Raw genomic sequence first — 19,367 nt, 5'->3', positions numbered from 1 at the left:
AAACTACATGCAGCCGGTTTATGTTGATTCGGGTCAAGCAGGGTTCAACTATCGTACCCATTAATTTAGCATTGAGAAGAAGATTTTTTGGTACCGAATGCGGTTATTGTGCCAACAGCTTTTCAAGCTCGCCGCACCATGCACTCCATCCATATCTAGCGCCTTCGAGTCCTTGAACATTTGAGAATCCAGTTTGTTCGAGATGAAGGTTAACCTTTCCATCCCCTAAATCCTGCAGCGTCCAGTTGACCGTGTGCTTCTCCTCTCCGACGGCCCAAGTATAGGTCAGCCGGTTTGGCGGGTCCACGATAAGCACTTCACCGTCAATAATTCCATCCCAGTATTCATTCGGCTGAGCGCGAAACTGAAAAAGGTGTCCTACGATGGGCTCAAAATCATTTTCCAAGACCCACTTGGCAAGCTTGTTTGAATCGGTTATGGCGGACCACAGCTTCACGATCGTTGTCGTGTACTGAAAATCCAAGGATAATGATAAACTCATTCTTCTACCTCCTCTAATAGTTGGTTCAAGCGCAACATATTCATACTCCAGAACTTGCTGTAGAAAGCCACCCAATCTTGAATTTCTCTGAGTGGAGAGGCGTTTAGCCTAAATCGCGTTTCTCTGCCGACTTTTCGGTCAAGTACCAGTCCGGCCTCTTTGAGGATTCTCAAATGTTTGGATACCGCTGTACGGCCCATTTGAAACTGTGCCGTTAACTCATGAAGCGGCACCTCTTGCGCTTCCGCCAACAGACCGATCAGTCGGCGCCTAGTTGGATCTGCAATCGCGTCAAACACATCCCGCAACTGATTGTTCTCACTCACATCACCGTCTCCAAAATATTATTTTCTGTAATAGATATCTATTGGTGGTGCAAAGGGAAAGCCGTTAATTTCGCTACCTCCTCATAATTGTTTCAAGTGAAACTTATTCATGTTCAAAACTTTCCAAATGACTAACTCCTAATTGGACACCATTTAGTGACACTTTTATTATAGGTCACCATTTGGTGTCGTGTCAACTACATAATATACCTATCGAGGAATACGAAAAATTTTGGCCAAATATTCGGAGGAAGCCGGTCTTGTGCAAAATCTGTCGCCTCACAAGCTGCGACATTTCCTGTTAACCTGGCTTAAAAAACAGGGTATCGATGACGCGCACATACAGCCTTATTCCGGCCACGAAAAAAGCATGTCGTTGGAAGTCTATTCAAAGCTTGCCATTACCGATGCCCAGCAGGAATATAACGAGGTTATCAATAAATTCCCCATTTAATAACATCTACTTTGTGGGTGGTGTCAGTTTCGCTGGTACTACCCTAATTGCTGGACATTTTAGATTGATGATAATACAAAAAAGAGCCACTCAGCGTTAGAGTGGCTCATTCAATCTGGTTGTTTCTCACAAACAACAAGCCCTAATGATATCCATCATTAATATCAGACCTGTTCAGGTACGTTAAAGTCGCTTCTGTATAATTGCTATCTTGTTGCAAAGGCTACTTTCATCATGTTAGTATATCAATTAATGGAATGCCCTGAAATATCCTTAAATCAACAATTTGAACAATCCATATTTCAAAGTACACTCGGAGGTGAAACGATTGCTAAAGGTTAACCGTGACGACGAACGCCCAATATGGCAACAATTGCTGGACCAAGCTATACATAATATCACAACCGGAAATTGGCCTCCGGGCGAATTGCTGCTGCCATCTCGCGAACTCGCTCTATTGGTTGGTGTCTCTCGCTCAACTATACAGATTGTTTATGAAGAGTTATTCAGTCGGGGTTACACCGTTACATCTCGGCGCGGCGGAACAAGGGTAAGTGATTGGACCTACATGACTAGTTTTACGAAGGATGTTAACCTTCAAGGCCCTGTCACCCCCGAGTTACCTTTATTAGACGATGCAGTCGGCCATTTGCATAGCTGGTTTAGAGGAAAAGATTACCGAAGTGTGGAAATCGATTTTAGTCCGCACGAGCCTTATTTGGATGAACATTTTCAAAAAAATTGGAGGCAATCGTTTCTACAAGCTTCCACAGAAACAAACCTGGCCAGTTGGGCTTACGGTAACGCCTACGGTTTCGTACCGCTGCGAGAACAGATTCAACGTTATTTGTCACTTGAGCGAGGCGTTCACGTGCATATCGATCAAATTATATTAACTTCGGGCGCACAGCATAGCATAGATTTGATCGCCCAAGCACTTTTAAGTGAAGGAGAAACGGTTTCTGTTGAGGATCCCGGATTCCCCGCTGCCTGGATGGCGATGAAGTATCGGCGGATGAATGTTGTTCCCGTCCCTGTTGACGAATACGGACTACGAGTAGAGCATATTCATCCTCAATCCAAACTTACCTTTGTTACGCCTTCGCACCAGTGCGCAGTTGGAGTGATCATGTCGGAACCCCGTAGGCAACAATTACTGCACATGGCCGCTCAACATCAATTTTGGATTGTTGAGGACGACTATGATAGCGAGTTTCGTTATCGCGGCAACCCGCTCCCAACTTTGTTCAGCCAGCAACCTCAGAATACATTGTATATGATGAGTTTTTCCAAAATGGTTGCTCCTGGTATTCGTATATCAGCGATCATTGGCCCAAAAGAGGCCATTCATCAGCTTGCCAAAGTCCACGAGTTAACTTATCGCCATCTTCCGATCATGGAGCAATTAACGCTTGCTCATTTTATCGAACACGGTCATTTCATGCGCCATATGAGAAGAGTCAGAAATGTATATCGGCGCAGGCACGAAGCCATGACGAAGGCCATCCTTGCGACCGGTCTAGGTGAACGCTTCAAACTAAGCGGCGTAGAAACGGGATTGCATATGCTTCTTGAAGCCGAAGACTCGTTTGACGAAGAAGCCGTGACGAACCAAGCGCTCGAAAAAGGAATCCGTGTTTATCCACTCAGCACTTATTGTTTGGAAAGCGATCGAAAAGGATGGGTACTGGGCTTTGCTAAAGTAGATGAGGCAGCAATTAAAGAAGGCATTTATCGTCTTGCGGAGATGCTTTTATAATACAAGCATCCCCGCCTATTTATCTTTATTGTCGGTCTCCCTATTGAATTAATAAACTTGTGCTGCTTTCCATTTGCTCAGCACATGACATAGGCTTTATCCATTTCATCATGGGTTACGTATAAGCTTGGCATGGCGCAACAGGCTCATCAAACTCAATTCCAATGAGTAGTCCTAACCCCCGAACAGCTCGAATGACGGGCTACTTATTTCTCCCCAGTTGGTTGAACGACACTCGCACTGTCTTGCTTTTTATCAAATTTACCATGCATCAATAGATGTGCCGCCAAGCCTGCGACAAGCCCCCAGAATGCACCCCCGACTCCAAGTAAGGTTACATTTGCTGCTGTTGCCAAAAACGTAATCAGTGCTGTTTCGCGGCCCTTCGGATCTGTTAATGCATTGGCGAGGCTTCCGCCAATTGTGCCGAGTAACGCTAGTCCCGCTAACGTGGCGATGAAGGTAGCAGGGAGGATCAGGAAAAGCGCAGCCAATGTCACACCAAATATGCCAACAGTAATGTAAAAGATGCCACAGGCAATGCCTGCAATATAACGTTTTTTCGAATCCTCGTGTGCGTCTTTTCCTGTACAAATCGCCGCTGTAATGGCTGCTACATTAAAGGGAGATGAGCCGAAGGGTGCTGTTAGGAGCGAGCCTAAACCCGTTACGGTCAAAATCGGATTCGCGCTTGTCTTAAATCCGTCATTTCGCAACACAAGCATTCCAGGCATATATTGTCCCGTCAATGTTATAATAAACAGCGGCAATGCAACGCCCAATAAAGCATGAAAAGAAAACTCCGGATAGACAAATACCGGTGAAGCGAACGCCAATTTCATATTGCTGAAATCTGTTTTCCCTGTGCTAATCAAATAAATAAGTCCGATTAACAAAATGCCGACGATCGCATACCGGGAGGTAAACCTTCTTAAAATGATATAGGCAGCAAACAGAACCACTACAAGTAATGGGTCAACTTTCGCGCCACCAAAGGCTGAGATGCCAAACTGCAATAAAATTCCAGCCAGAAGCCCAGAAGCAATGCCTGGGGGAATAAGCCGAACGAAACGCTCGAACATTCCTGATAACCCCAAAATAATAAATCCTAAAGCAGAGATGATATAGGCGCCAATCGCTTCCGGATAGGGGGTTACCGCTAGCGCGGAAACGAGAAACGCCACACCTGGCGTCGACCAAGCGGTAATGATCGGTTCACGGTACCGGTAGCTTAGCCATATACCGGTTACGCCCACACCAATGGATATCGACCATATCCATGAAGCGGTCGTTTCGGGACTCAAACCAGCTACTTTTGCTGCCTGAAACACGAGAATAAAGGTACCCCCATAGTTGACAATGACAGATATTAAAGCTGCGATGGTGGGTGATATCAAATCGCGGCCACGAAGTGATGATGATGTTGTGTTCATAAATACTCTCCTGCCTCTCCCCTAATCATCCTGACGGGCGTGTTCGTTCCAGTAATACTCGTCCGGTAAATGACGTTGACCAAATACGCTTGTCCCAACTCTTATGATGTTAGCTCCTTCCTCGATGGCCACCTTGAAATCTCCGGACATGCCTATCGAAAGAATATCCATTTCTACACGCGGAAATTTTTCCACCATAATTCGTGCTTGAATTTGTTTTAATAATCGGAAGCAATGCCGAGTCTCTTCGTTCGTGGCATCCAGTTTCCCAATCGTCATCAAGCCTTTAACGTTCAACGCTTCATACTGAGACAATTGTTCTACCAACGTCAATGCCGATTCTGGAGAAGCACCGAATTTGCTTTCTTCGTAGGAAATATTGATTTGCACCAAAATATCCATGGTCTTGTTCTCTTTGACGAGATGATGATGCAACGCCTGCCCCAATTTCAAACGGTCTACAGAATGAATGAGCGTAACATATTTGACAACGTCCTTCACTTTATTCGTTTGCAGATGGCCGATAAAATGCCATTCCACTTGGTTGTACTGCTGCATAAGTGGAAATTTGTCCCGAAGTTCTTGCGCTTTGTTTTCACCAAATAATACCTCGCCGGCTTGAATGGCAATTTGTAATTTCTCAAGCGGTACGGTTTTCGTCGCCAACAACAATTTCACATCTTCTATCTTGCGCCCTGAACCTTGGCAGGCTAATTTCATCTGCTGCTTTACGGTTTCGAGATTTTCTTCGACTAGATGGCCCATGTTCTCCCCTCTTTCTGCTCTTTATCCGCGTTTGTTAGTGAACACTTTAAGCGTATCGCATTTTGGACTGTGTTTAAACATTCAATAAGATTATATAAACCAACCCATATTCAAATTCAGCACGCTTATTTTTAGATCAATTGTTAATCAAAAGCGACCTCTCGAACACGTCTAACTTCTGGTATCGCATATAAGACTTCAATGACGTCTTTGGGTGCCTTCTTATCGATCTTTAAAATCATTACCGCTGAACCGCCAATTTCGTTGCGACCCACTTGCATCGTGGCGATATTAATGCCGCTATCCCCAAGCAATGTTCCAACACGACCAATGATTCCTGGCCTGTCCATCTGTGAAATTAGCAACACATGTCCTGCAGGAGGAATATCAACCGGATAGGGACCGATTCCAACAAGACGTTCCCCTACTCCAGGCAGCGCAGCCCCCGTCACCCATCTCTCCTCTATCGTCGTCTTAATACGAATCGTAATTTCACTGGACGAACTTTGGGGTAATAATGACTTTTGAGTTACAAGGTTAAGGTCACGTTGCTTCGCCAAATGAATGGCATTAACGATATTGACTTGTTCTGCCACGAGATGGTGAGAAAGTACGCCTTTGAGCACATATGGAATCAACGGTGATGTGTCCAGGTCAGCGAGTTCGCCTGCACACTCCACCGTAACTTCGAGTACTGCACCATCGGTCATTTGAGCAAGCGATTTTCCAAGTTGTTCGCACAATGTAAAGTAGGGTTGTAATCTGTTCAACAGATCGCTTGGAATGGCTGGTATATTAACTGCATTTCTAAACGGCTCATCTCGCAAAATATGGATGACTTGCTCGGAAACATCGATGGCTACATTCTCTTGTGCTTCCAAGGTCGATGCTCCCAAATGCGGCGTAACAATAATTTTGGGATGCTTAAAGAAAGGATGATCTGGTGCTGGCGGCTCGTTTTCAAACACATCAAAAGCAGCACCTACCAAAATCCCTTCGTCGAGCGCATCCATAAGGGCCACCTCATCAATAATCCCCCCACGGGCGCAGTTGATAATTCGCATTCCCCGTTTCATGACTTCGAATTGCGGCTTGGCAATCATATGATGCGTTATGCTTGTTAGTGGAGTATGAACGGTCATGAAATCAGCTGTTCGCACGATTTCATCTACTGTCATCATCTTGATACCCAGTTTTATCGCACGTTCTTCCGACATAAAGGGATCGTAGCCGATAACGTTCATACCAAACGCTGCCGCGCGTTTGACCACTTCAATCCCGATACGGCCAAGTCCCAGGACGCCGAGTGTCTTGTTTCGCAATTCAACGCCAAGGAATGATTTACGATCCCACACCCCGGCAACTGTTCTGACATAGGCTTGCGGGATATGCCGAGCCAATGCCATCATCATGGCAAAGGTATGCTCGCAAGTCGTTACTGTATTCCCGTCTGGTGCATTGATCACAACAATCCCTTGGCTCGTTGCAGCGTCCAAATCAATGTTGTCAACGCCGACTCCCGCGCGGCCGATAACTTTCAAAAGGACACCGGCATCCATAATACGTCGAGTCACTTTCGTCTGAGAACAGACGAGCAACGCATCATATTGATTGATGATCGAAATTAGCTCATCTTCGCTTAGCCCCGATATTTTTGTGATCTCCACATCCTCTGCGTTTGTCAGTAGCTGTAATCCAAAATCACTAATGGGATCTGACACCAAAATTTTAAACATCTTTCTTCCTCCTCTATGTTTAACTTGTACGATATTCAAGTTGTGGCTTTGTACGGCAGAGGATACCAAGTTTTAACAAAATTACATGTATCGAGAACACTATGCAAGTATAACAATGGATGGATTGCTTATGAATATCCATAAACGTCCTATTTTAGCAATCCAAAATAGCCTCCTGGGTGTCCTTCAAACTCAGGGTGTCGTTCGGAAGCATGAAAAAAGCAGGCCCTTAGAGAGCCTACTTAGCATTACGTATCATGTCTGGCATTACTTATCTTGTTACTATAGGTATGTAGCTTCGGCCAATGTTATTGCGCGTACAGCAAAAGCAGCTTTTATATCGTTAAAGGCTCTTGAAGCTCCCCCTTTTTTACTAGCCCTTTAGCTTCCCAACAAGCAATACATTTTTCATCCGTATCGCATTCAAGTGCCTTTTCACAGGTGTAGCAGTATTGAATCATATACTTTGTAATAATGGCATGTCTATTCTGATCTGTCATATCGATTACCTCCTAAGATGTTGTAATCTGCTATTGAAAAAACAAATCTATTTCACGACTTGCATTGTCGATAGAATCGGAACCATGAATAATGTTTTGAGCCACATCGAGACCATAGTCCCCGCGGATGGTGCCGGGTGGCGCCTCTGCAGGATTCGTCGGTCCTATTAAGGAGCGAACATTCTGTACTGCTGCCTTACCCTCAACGATTATCGCGAATACAGGACCTGATGTAATATAAGCTACAAGTTCATCAAAAAAGGGCTTGCTTTTAAGATGGCCGTAATGAGTTTGTGCGATAACTGTCGTAATGGATTTAAGCTCTGCTCTTATGACTCTTAGTCCTTTCTTCTCGAATCGGCTTACGATTTCACCGATTAATCCTCGTTCTACACCATCAGGCTTAATCATCACGAATGCTTTCTCGTTCATCTTATTCCTCCTCCTCTTCATATCTATCATTTTACAGAATAGCTGATGATTAGGTTGTGAGAGAAATCACATTATCTGATGAAAATTGGGAGGACGTGCAATGACTGCGCGTCCTCGTATTCCATATACCTTTACTCTTTCGGTTAAACAATAACTCTATCTGCAGAAACATCTGTACGTTGTTCTAACGGAAAAACAGCCGGTCGTTCTGACCGGCTGCCTTTAAAACTTTATTCAACTATTTTATGATGAAACAAATGTATGGACATAAACGACACTAATATGCGGGCATTAAATACGGTCCTAGCGTACCACCTTCGACAAAGATCAGTATTCATCCTTAATCCGACACTCCTGAAGCGGAATAACGCGCGTACGATACTTCTTTTTATATCCAATAAACACTCCGACAAACAGCGGAAGCCCAATATACGTCGCGACTAGTCCATACACATTGACATTCCCCTCTCGGAACATGGAATAACCTTGACCGACAATCACGATCAAACAGATGACAAACGCTACGATCGGCCCGAACGGAAACCATCTAGCTCGGTAAGGCAGCTCGTCCATACTGTGACCTTGAACGACGAACGCTTTGCGGAACCGGTAATGACTAATCGCAATTCCAAGCCAGATGAGGAATCCGCACATGCCGGAAGCGTTAAGCAGCCAAATATAGACAACCCCTTCCCCGAACAGTGAGGCAAGAAATGCAAGCGTCCCGACCAAAGAGGTTACGAGAAGCGAGGCAATTGGAATGCCGCGTTTATCAAGGCGTTTTAACCAACCAGGCGCCTTGCCCTCGTTGGCCAGCGCCCACAGCATACGGGTGGAGGCATATAGACCGGAACTGCCTGCGGACAATACGGAGGTCAGAATGATCGCGTTCATTACCGACGCCGCGAAGGCGAAGCCTGCTTTTTCAAATACAATCGTGAACGGGCTTACGGCTATATTCGTTATATCCGCATTAAGCAGCATCGGATCCTGATAGGAAATCAGCGTGCCGATGATGAAGATGGAGAGAATATAAAACAGTAAGATGCGCCAAAAAATTTGTTTGACCGCCTTCGGCACATTTTTCTCCGGATTCTCGCTTTCCCCTGCGGTAACGCCGATCAGCTCCGTTCCTTGAAACGAGAAGCCCGCAGTCATGAATACGCCCAGCATCGCCATAAAGCCGCCATGGAAGGGAGCATCGCCTATCGTCAGATTTTGAAATCCCGCTTCGTGATTCCCCATAATGCCTACAATCATCAGAAGCCCGACGCCGATAAAAATAAGGACCGTCACGACTTTAATGATGGAGAACCAATATTCCGACTCGCCGAATGCCCGGACCGACAAATAATTGATGAGCACAATAATACCGAGAAACAGGGCACTCCACAGCAATGAAGACGACTCGGGCAGCCAGTATTTGATGATGAGACTCGCAGCCGAGATTTCCGCGGCAATCGTAATCGCCCAGTTAAACCAATACGTCCAGCCAAGCGCGAAACCGAATGCCGGATCGACGAATCTTCCCGCGTAAGTGCTGAATGAGCCTGACACTGGCATATAAGCCGCCATTTCGCCAAGACTGGTCATAAGAAAATACACCATAAACCCAATCGCCGCATACGCAAGCAGCGCTCCGCCAGGCCCCGCCGTATGAATTGCGCCGCCGCTTGCGAGGAACAGCCCCGTTCCGATAGATCCGCCCAGCGAAATCATCGTCATATGGCGGGCCTTCAACCCGCGTACCAATTGCTTCTTTTCTTGTTTCTTCTGACTGTTCTCGTTGTCCATCTGTTTCTTTCCTCTCCAAACGATAAAATGCACCAACACCCATTACTAAACGCTGCTATTCCCCTAGTATACCCCATTTCCGAGTTTATCCAGAAATGTGTTACCCTTTTTGTATGGTTCACCGTACAGTCCTAAGCCGTCATGAGCCGCAGCACCAGAAAAGACAAAAGTCCTCTAGTAGGAGGACTTTATTGCAAACCTGCTATCCGTACCTTATTGCGTGATCAGAATAAAAGTGAACGAACACACGTCAGCCTGCTTCACAAACCTGATCAGAGCCATCGTTGATTTTACATCAATTCAGCTTAAAAAACAACGATTTCCAATTATACTCAGCGCTTATACTCGACTCTTACAAATAGTCCAGACTATTCATAATCATAAACAGCCCGACGATGCACAAGGTCTCCATAGTTGAAGATACGAAAACATTTATATCTCTCAAGTCTATTCGACTTTTTGATCTTCATATACTTAAACGATTCGATTCTTCAACTAAATTGTTCATAGTTTCAACCCGTTCTTGCACGCCTTGTTCGTCATATAAAAGTAGTTGAATAAACCCCCAAATATCTACCAATGGCAACCCAATAAACAAAATATTCAATTTTCGTTTAACGAATAATTTTTAGAGAGGAATTCTTAGAGTTTTGGAGTAATATCCCATTATCGGACGTAAGAACACGCGCAATCGGATCCGCTACTTTTAGCAGCAAGCGGCCTGAACCGTCCAATATTAAGACGCCATCGCTACCACCAAGCTGGCATATGAGCTGATTATTTAACACTTGAACACTGGCGACCGGCGATGTCCATATAAGAGGGTCTACCCCGTTCGAATTAACCTTGTACAGCTCATATTGGTTTTCTTTCTTCTTAGTTGTGTAAAATAGGTTGCCGTCGATACTGTCAAACCATGAAACAGCATGTTCGGACAGCTTCATTTCATTTGTCCCGTCTAGTGTAGATGAATATAACGCATTGTTCTCATCTTTTTTGATATAGTAAAGCTTGTTATTAGCAATCCGGAACAAGCTGACTGGCGAGCCCACGATCTTCTCTGTCTTATTCGTTTTCAGGTTGATTCTATAGATGAATTTCGGGGTAGTTGCGAGTAAATGACTTAACACGTAGACATCATCTCCGACGACAGTGGGAGCGGCATGATATGCCCAATTCACGTCAGGGTCACCCACACGCTTACGATTGGTACCTTCCTGGAGAAACAGGTTCCCATAATCATTATCAGAGCCATTATTGACGATTAGTGTTCCGTACGGCGTATCGCGGAAATCGAGATATCCATCATGTAACAGCTCCGCTTTCCCGTTATCACCTATTTTCAAGAAGTTGTCATGCCCCATAACCCCTTCACCTCGATGATAAGTAAACCACAGCGCATGGTCGCGAATTTGAAAGGTTACCACATCCGGCCCCCATTCCATTTCTTTGTCGAAGGTATAAGAGTATATCTCTTCCTTTGAAGACGGCTGCTTTTCAGAAGCCCGATAGATATGGTTTGTCGAGCCTTTTGTCTCAACGAAATAATAATACCCCTTAAAAAGGGCGACATCGTTATCAGTAGCATATGCGGGAAGGCCAACCGTTTGCAGCTGCGGGTTATGGGACGTAATGCTAAGTCCACTGGCAGCTTTCCACTTGTAATCCCATCCGAATTCGTCATGAGCAAAACGCCAGGTCAGTGGGAAATACGTAACGTTCCGGAAATTCAGTAACGGATATTGTTCTTTTGAATTGTTGATCACCTTACCATTGACCGTTATGGCCGAAGTGGAAATCTTCGCGGTGTATGTAGCCTTATTGCGACTCTCGGACTTGTAAGGCTCATACGAAGAGGTTACCTTGCTTTGCTTAATGTTTAAGCCAGCTGCCGACGACCAATTTGCCTCCAAACCAAGCATTCTGGTATCATTCCAGGTCATCGGAATATAGGTAATATCGCGATAAACCAGAAGTGGATATTCCCTGTACTGATTTTCTACCGTATGACCATTTAGAATCACCTCAAAATTTGGCAGAGTAACCTTTACGCTTGCATCTGCGGCCTTAATTTGTCCCGCTGGCACCAACAAGCCTACGCATAATGAAAATGCAATCACATATCCAGTCCATTTCTTTCTCATTGTTGCGTCATCTCCTCTCTATTTAACTTAAACGTCGGGTAGTGGTAAAAAGTTACAAACATTCTTTTATTTGATAATTATTGATCTAGGGTTAGTTTTACGTAATTTCTATTTATGGTTATAACCATAAATCCCTTCCTAATGAAGTTCCACTGACTTATCCATCTTGACAGTTACTTTAGTACGAACGGTGTTAAACACCCCACGACGGACTGAGTTAGTATTTGCAGATGTTACTGGAGCATAAGAGCCTGTGATAGAATATAGATATGCCATATTGAAATTAGCATTTATCATAAAAGAACCATTGGTGAAGTTTTTGTCGTCTTGGCACAATGTAATTTGTCAATTGATAGTAGCGTTTGTTTGAGAAATCTTATTGCTAACATAATAAATAAAGTCAACATACACCTTGCTAAAATCCTTAGAATCAAGAACTTGAAACTCTATGTATCCATCGCTTACCATCATTTACATAGTAATCGGCTTGTCGCATTTAACCTTTTGACGTTGTGGACACAACCCGATGTAAATTCACAATGTTGTCAGTGTTAGAGATTGAATACCTTGTACCTTTTTTTACAATTAAAGCATTCAAGAGTTTAGTTTTATTTTTATAGTATCTTGATTCACGTTCCTCCATCACATAATGAAATGTAAGTGCTGAGGCATAAAGACCCGAATCGACGTATCAACTTTCAGCTCAACTTTACCTCTTGGTTTAGTAAATATTTAGTCTACTTTCTTAAGATACAACAAAAGCCTGACCTCGTGAGGTCGGACTTTACATGGTGAAGGCGAGCTTACACTGCTGAAAACCCTGTCTGTAGGCTTCTACAATAAATAACGTTAAAACATAGCTGATAGCCTTCAGGAATATTTTCTTTTTGTAATATCTACTACAAAACTCAACTGCATATTCACGTTTCATTCGCAGATGTTGTCTATTTTGCATCAATGACAAAATAGACTGCTCACTTGTTACCATGTTTAAAAATATGATTATTCCTATAAATTCCAACAAGGTCACTGCCTTGTCAAGTGGGGTATGCGTCTCCTTCAAAACAGTTTGGTGCCGCCTGTGTAACGAGGATATTATTCATGAGTGTCTCTACCTTCCGTATCAGAAGCAGGAACAATACTTCCGTCAGGATATTCCCTGACAATCTGTTCGTCGGCTGTCCTAAACACAATCTAAGTGTTGTTTGCTTTTGCATCCAGCCTTGTACGATCGCCTGTAAGCTTTATCAACTTCTGCAATTCTTTGATTTGTTCCAAAAGTTTCACCGTTCCGGATCCCTTTAATTCGATTATTACACAAGCACAAACATGTAAAAGCTTATTCGAACTTATATTGGGCTTGACTAAAAAACTCATTTTACATGACCTTAAATTAACTGTCCCACCAAGCGTAACCTATCCGGACATCCAATCGAAGATTAGAGTGTGACAATAATGACCCAAATATGAAATAGTCTTCATAACATTATCCGTAAACTTATTCGCCAAAAATCAATTCACGTGCGGTATGACAATATGGTTCATGTCCAATTTCACTTACTAACTTGTCAAAAATCTCTTTTGATACAAGGAGTTGACTTCCTCTTAATACTGGAGTTCTTTCCTGTTCACCAGTCAAATGTTTATGCGTACACCAATTTTGATACTTAAGAACGCATTTCCCCTCTGAATCCGTTCCAATCAATCCTTTATTGGTACTTGTCATTGTTATTTCCAATAAACTAAGAACTTCAAAAGTAAGTGCTAAATAATCATATCGATAATATGTCAGAAATGGGTTATATCCTATACTCGCATCTGTAAAAACAATGGTCTTTTTACCCTTAAGACCCACTGGATTAAACATATATTTAGGATATATATGATCAAGTACAGTACCTCTATAGGAATCATGATATAAAGGCAGCCTTTTACTTTTACCGAAACCCACAGCAGAACATGTCTGGAAAATCTTGCAGTTATCACCAATACGCTTAGATCTCCATAAATCTTCCGTATACACATATTCTCTTTCAATATATGCTAACCTAACCCAGTCCTCTTCATCTACACTAGACACGCTATCCATAACATCCGTCGGGTGTGGGATTCCATTAGGCCTTGCTATTCCTGAATTACTAATTGCATTCAGCAGTAATACATCTTCCCTAATACTGTGATAAAAGTATTCTTCATCTTCAAGACTTCTCAATCTTGCAAAAACATTCCCAACTTCTTTTCCGCAATATAAATAATTTATTACCGCATTCCCAATGGCCTTTAGGTAATCACTATGGATCTGGATATTATCCATCAACAAGCTAGATACGTTGTCCATATATGTGTCAGATAAAATTCTCATATTGTTTTCACTATGAATTTCACTGAAGAATCCCAGAATATAATCATCAACCGATACGCCTCTATCTTCAAGCAACTTATATCTTGGGTCTATACTTTTGAAGTCTCGCAGAATAAAATCATTAAATCCTTGATCAGTAGTCTGAACCTTTGGTTTTACTGTTTCCTCCATCTCGCCACTCGACAAGAACTTTAATAGGAATCCATCATCTCCATATACATTGATGCAAATGTAATCTTCAAGATCCACTAATTGATATTCCTCTCTTTCCACATAAGAGTACATATCTTCAACTAACTGAATCAACATAGTAATACTCAAATTAATGTACTTAGAATGATTCGTCAAAACCCGCTTAAATGGTCTTATAAACATAATCCTCTCTGAATCTTGCGTAAGTAGTGTTTCCAGAGAAGCAAAAACTGACTTATGTATATCTGCTGTTCCATAACGCAATCTCGCTAATAATACATGATACAACAACTCTTCTATGCAGTATCCTTCAAATTCCCTTTCAATTTCCGCCCATTCAATCTCTACTCTGCAACTCAATCGTAAATCAATAACGTCGTAAACTAAGTCCCACAACGCTGGAACTTCTTCTCGCCAGTCATCAAGGTCTGAGAGCATTTTTATTATGTTGTCCGATAGTCCGTTAATGCCTTCAAAAGGCTTGTATATACTACCAAAATACTCAAAGTATGAATCAATAGTCAACTTTTCATCTAGATCATAAGCCTTCGTAAAAAACCCATAACTACTATATTTATGGTACCAACCGTCCTTTTGAGTAAGATAGATTCGTAGATTGAGATACGCCCTTACACTATCTATAATTTCTTCCATTTCCCCTAGACAAATTACTCTCTCTTGAATATTCGAATACTTTCTAGATGTAGGACTTTCAAAAGCAAAATCAACAAGTTGATTAATAACAAACTTAACCTCTTGCGACACTTCTTCCTTAGTTACCAGATATGTCTTAACAACACTGTTTACCTCTTCAGAATATCCGTATGATTTCATAAAGCCTAAGACTTCATATACGTTATTCCCAGCTATATCTTTATCACTAAACGTTTCTGAGATTTGGGCGTGATTATCTTCATCAGCAGAAGATGTCACTGGATACCCTTTCGATTCAATCAAATTACAATCAATACCATATTTTTCACATAAACATGTTACAGTTTCTATAAACTGTTCTTCGACTTCATATGCATCATCGTTGAAATTAAATTTGCTTATTAGATCAATAACGGAAATTCTTGCCAAAAGCACCTCTTCTTCATTGTCTATCAAGGCAATATTATTGAGGTAAGCCTGTATAAAATCACTGCTACTATTATTGGGCATAGACTTAAACAGTGCGTTCCCGATTCTTGAGTACTTTGGTGTTAGCCAATCAGTAAGTATCGTCTCTAGTGTATTCTCACATATCCAAGATCGTTTATAAACTTCCGAATCTACAATGAATTTCTTCAATGCCAGTTCCGGCTCATATTTACACAACAATTGTGACCACTCATTCTGATAATCACTTGTTTCTTTTCCATCAGTTTGCCTTACTACCGCAACGGACATTGCACCTAATCGCTTTATACACTTTCTTCCTTTTTCTGAATCTATGCCATAAATGTCTTCGACTGTATCCGTTAACCTACTAAGTGTTCTATCTCTACGTTGGCCATATGACATTATCATTCTTACAGCATTGCGAAATTCATGGATTCCCTGCTGTTCATTTCTATTCTTATACAGGAAAATGGATTTCTGCATATAATAATCGGCTAAATCCATATGTATTCTTCTTGTCTTCTGCTCTTCAGTCACCTCACCAAAATGCTTTAACACAAAGTCATAGTTTTCGTCATTCGATATCTCTGTAACCAGTTCAAATAACCTATCAGTCGTTAATGGACCCATCATTGCATTTTGAAAAGTTACCATTGTATCACTTGAAGATTCAACAATGATACTAAGGATTTTATCCCATTCAGTCTTGCATAAAATGACACTTCTCAATGGTTTCTGGATAGTATCATAAATTTCTTGTCTTAGACCATATAAGTCCATGGTGCGTATACCATGATTTGCTACCGCTGTTACCCTAGTTAGATTCGAATAAAGTTCTACTAATTCATCCCCCTTGATTTCGCTTTCTTTCTCAAGCACACAGGCTTGCAAAACAAAGATAATCCAATTGTGAAACCAACTTAAATCAGTGATTTCTTCAACCAGTGCATCTACATCACAAGAATATGCTTCATAAATCTTCGTAGCATTTGCAACTAAGTATTTAACTTTACTTTCTGTATCACCATAAATACTATCAGCTGTTTTGATTGTATTGAGAATATCTTTTACATATTCTTCATTTAACCGCCCTTGGTCAGTCCCCTCTATCAACCCACGCCATTGTTCCATTAATTCCATATCTGTAAGAAGTGAGATGAGTTCATCTAACCTGCCTCGGTGGGCATACTCATCCAGTACAATTATCATGTAATCTATATATTCACTATCAGTCGCATAACGAATCACAACATCTTGGTTCTTATCCATATCAATCGCTGCAGCGGTTAAATATTTCAGTTGTTCTTTTCGTTCATCCTCATTTTGGTTTTTGTGGGATTGATTCTTCTCTAGCATTCCATTTATGTATCTTTTCCACGGTGGAGTAACAAAGTTACGTGAGCAGGAGTAGCAAACCCTCAATCCTTCCTTCAAAGGCATATTCGCTTTTCCTTCGTAGATAAGCATTTCACTTAACCATTGGAATCCATGTATTTGTCCAATGCATGTTGAGTACTTTTCCTCGTATATCTCATATTCGAATTCTGCATTCGATACTATATTGGATAACTCTGAAAGCACCACCAATTTTGAAAATGTTTTTTTCTTGGTCGCTGCTTTCACAAAATAATCCGAATTTTTCTTAATTGCATTAATTCCATAACCCCTAAAGAAACTTTCACTAACAAACTCAACGTTAGCATATTCCAATAGACTATCATACCGGCCTGATTCATATAACAGCCGGAATAAATTGTTGAACGCCTTAATATTGCTATATACACCTGTGCTCTCTAGCCACACGATAAGGTCTTTATATATATTGTCATAAATTGAGAGCCCATTACAATCAAGCAATTCTAGTATATATCGTCGAAAACTTTCATGGTAAATTATGAATCCACCGTTTACAGCACTTTCCTTAAGTATGCTGCGTAGTATCTTTATCCTTTTTTCAACATAATTGCCTAAACCAGTTATAGCTTTCAGATCTCCAATACTCAAATAGAAAGATGCTCCAGATAATGCATATACTACTTTATGATCTTCATCAATCTGTTCTAACAAATAGTCGTAATAACCCTTTAAATCATCATTATAGTCTGGAATTGAAACAAGAGTATCCATCCAGGAATCTAGAACATTGGATTTTGAAAGTTCATTGACCAAATAAGTAACGTACAAAGGATTGCCATTGCTCTTATTAAACAAATAACTACTTAATGACACTTCACCTACTTCTTCATACTTACCAATACCTCTAATTTCAAGGTATCCACCAATTGTATTTGTATCCCAGTTTTCAATTTCGGTGAGCGTATAGTTTTGCTCACATAATTCTAATACTTCTGAAACCGGTTGTGATACAACGATAATTTTCACATTTGTAGGGACATTAATTCTCTTGATTATCTCTATGATATCAGTCTTATTTGCCCTGATGGTAGATTCATGAGATGACTTGATCCTCTCGATGTGATCAAGTCCGTCTATTATTAAGACAATCTCTTTATCCATATGATCAATTAGTGATTGAAGTTCATTTTCGTCAACACCAAACTTCGATGTCTTTATTTCCTTTAACTCTGGACAGACCAGCATAATATCTTTAATCAGATTTGCCATGAATATTTCAGAAGTGATTCTACTTGTATAAAATATATCATCCAAACTTGTATAGCAATAATGCCTAGCAAATAGAACCTTTTGTGAATTAAGGTACTCGATAAAATTAGTAACAAACCACGATTTCCCAGATCCTGGCTCACCAATTAATAAAGTCTTATTGTTCTTGCAGATGTTTGAGTAGAATTCTCCAAATGTATTTTCGTCATAGATATTACTGTTTGAATCAAGAGGAAATAGTTGCTCTATGTTTCCATAACCAACAACTAAACCTAATACACTAACTACTTGATCCGTTTTTAGCGTTCTCTGGTTAGCCCTTGCATTCTTAACTAGATTCATCAACTTCAAAAGAACACTTTCTGGAGAGATTTCATGGTTCGGATAAGTTCCTACGCCAAAATTATGAAGGCACTCGACAGTAATCCTTTCCATTTCGCCTTTATTTACTATATCTAAACTTGCTTTTGGTAGGCATAGCTCTACTTTCAAGTCTTGGAGAAATTTTTTGAAATTATCCCTCGATATATTTGTCACATTGTTTCTTAACCGTCTCCAAGAACTTACGGGACTTTCTTCATCCTCAAACCAAATTTTATCTATATTAATCATATATTGTTTCACTTTGGTAGATCTAAAATCACTGCTTGTTCCTATCTCTTCTAAAAAATCAAGATCATTGTTATAATCCCATGCAAGGAGTATTTTTATCGATACATCTCTTTCGGAATCCAATTTTTCCCACGACTTATATAGTACATCTAGTGCAAGATCATAGCCTATGGATGAGAAATCATCTTTTTCTACCGTTTTATTATCACTATACTTGATCTGTCGTTTGACTACCTCATTATTATTAATCACGGTAAGATCATCGAATTTATCATCATCGTATTCTTTGATGTCAACTTTAAACTCTGAAGAATTTCCTTTAAGGAGGTCATTAATTATAAAATATGAAGTTATTAAGTCTTGGTATTCATACCCCTTATGGGCATCTGATAATCCCATATGATCCCCTCCTATCAATTTCACCTGATATTCATATTTATGTCTTACTGGAGAATGATAAAATACATATTTCGCTCATTTGCCCCAAAACCTCTTCCAAACCACAATACGTCATCAGAATTATGCTCTCCACATGTGTAGCCTACTTAATATTGATATAAATATAGGCAGCTAATTACGCCCCCGCAGACAACGGATTTCCAAATTTAAAGCCTAAGTTCCTAGATT

At 41.2% G+C, this 19,367-nt stretch carries 12 protein-coding genes and 1 pseudogene; 2 read left to right on the top strand and 11 right to left on the bottom strand.

Going from position 1 to position 19,367, the window contains the following annotated elements; translation table 11 throughout:
• Positions 1-103: 103 nt before the first annotated feature.
• On the bottom strand, positions 104-502 hold the full coding sequence (locus AC0YN7_RS05125; protein WP_475808868.1) for an SRPBCC family protein: 399 nt from the start codon (positions 500-502) through the stop codon (positions 104-106).
• Positions 499-828, bottom strand: coding sequence for an ArsR/SmtB family transcription factor (locus AC0YN7_RS05120; protein WP_475808867.1), 330 nt, complete (start codon positions 826-828; stop codon positions 499-501). The genes AC0YN7_RS05125 and AC0YN7_RS05120 overlap by 4 nt, the downstream gene beginning before the upstream one ends.
• A gap of 220 nt (positions 829-1,048) precedes the next feature.
• Between AC0YN7_RS05120 and AC0YN7_RS05115 the strand changes: the two genes are divergently transcribed.
• Together AC0YN7_RS05115 and pdxR are read left to right on the top strand one after the other, a co-directional pair.
• Positions 1,049-1,282, top strand: a complete 234-nt coding sequence (locus AC0YN7_RS05115; protein ID WP_475809115.1) for a tyrosine-type recombinase/integrase — start codon at positions 1,049-1,051, stop codon at positions 1,280-1,282.
• Between the two features lie 328 nt (positions 1,283-1,610).
• On the top strand, positions 1,611-3,041 hold the full coding sequence (pdxR, locus tag AC0YN7_RS05110; protein ID WP_475808866.1) for a MocR-like pyridoxine biosynthesis transcription factor PdxR: 1,431 nt from the start codon (positions 1,611-1,613) through the stop codon (positions 3,039-3,041).
• 206 nt (positions 3,042-3,247) lie between these two features.
• Here pdxR and AC0YN7_RS05105 read toward each other — a convergent pair whose 3' ends face one another.
• From AC0YN7_RS05105 to AC0YN7_RS05065, 9 genes and pseudogenes are all read right to left on the bottom strand, one after another.
• Positions 3,248-4,474 carry a benzoate/H(+) symporter BenE family transporter gene (locus tag AC0YN7_RS05105; RefSeq protein WP_475808865.1) on the bottom strand — a complete coding sequence of 409 codons (1,227 nt, stop codon included), beginning with the start codon at positions 4,472-4,474 and terminating at the stop codon, positions 3,248-3,250.
• Positions 4,475-4,495: 21 nt separating this feature from the next.
• Complete coding sequence (locus AC0YN7_RS05100) at positions 4,496-5,239, bottom strand: YggS family pyridoxal phosphate-dependent enzyme (protein WP_475808864.1); 744 nt, start codon at positions 5,237-5,239, stop codon at positions 4,496-4,498.
• A gap of 143 nt (positions 5,240-5,382) precedes the next feature.
• On the bottom strand, positions 5,383-6,975 hold the full coding sequence (serA, locus tag AC0YN7_RS05095) for a phosphoglycerate dehydrogenase (protein ID WP_475808863.1): 1,593 nt from the start codon (positions 6,973-6,975) through the stop codon (positions 5,383-5,385).
• Between the two features lie 335 nt (positions 6,976-7,310).
• A complete protein-coding gene (locus tag AC0YN7_RS05090; protein WP_475808862.1) occupies positions 7,311-7,475 on the bottom strand; it encodes a hypothetical protein in 165 nt (54 codons plus the stop codon).
• Between the two features lie 30 nt (positions 7,476-7,505).
• A complete protein-coding gene (gene ndk / locus AC0YN7_RS05085; protein ID WP_475808861.1) occupies positions 7,506-7,907 on the bottom strand; it encodes a nucleoside-diphosphate kinase in 402 nt (133 codons plus the stop codon).
• Positions 7,908-8,234: 327 nt separating this feature from the next.
• A complete protein-coding gene (locus tag AC0YN7_RS05080) occupies positions 8,235-9,701 on the bottom strand; it encodes an amino acid permease (protein ID WP_475808860.1) in 1,467 nt (488 codons plus the stop codon).
• 614 nt (positions 9,702-10,315) lie between these two features.
• Positions 10,316-11,845 carry a DUF5050 domain-containing protein gene (locus AC0YN7_RS05075; RefSeq protein ID WP_475808859.1) on the bottom strand — a complete coding sequence of 510 codons (1,530 nt, stop codon included), beginning with the start codon at positions 11,843-11,845 and terminating at the stop codon, positions 10,316-10,318.
• A gap of 1,095 nt (positions 11,846-12,940) precedes the next feature.
• Positions 12,941-13,123 (bottom strand): annotated as a pseudogene (locus AC0YN7_RS05070) (hypothetical protein).
• Positions 13,124-13,343: 220 nt separating this feature from the next.
• Positions 13,344-19,139, bottom strand: coding sequence for a P-loop domain-containing protein (locus AC0YN7_RS05065; RefSeq protein WP_475808858.1), 5,796 nt, complete (start codon positions 19,137-19,139; stop codon positions 13,344-13,346).
• Positions 19,140-19,367 lie beyond the last annotated feature (228 nt).

The organism is Paenibacillus sp. J31R122 (genome assembly GCF_056269185.1).
This window is presented reverse-complemented; position numbering and strand designations above follow the sequence as displayed.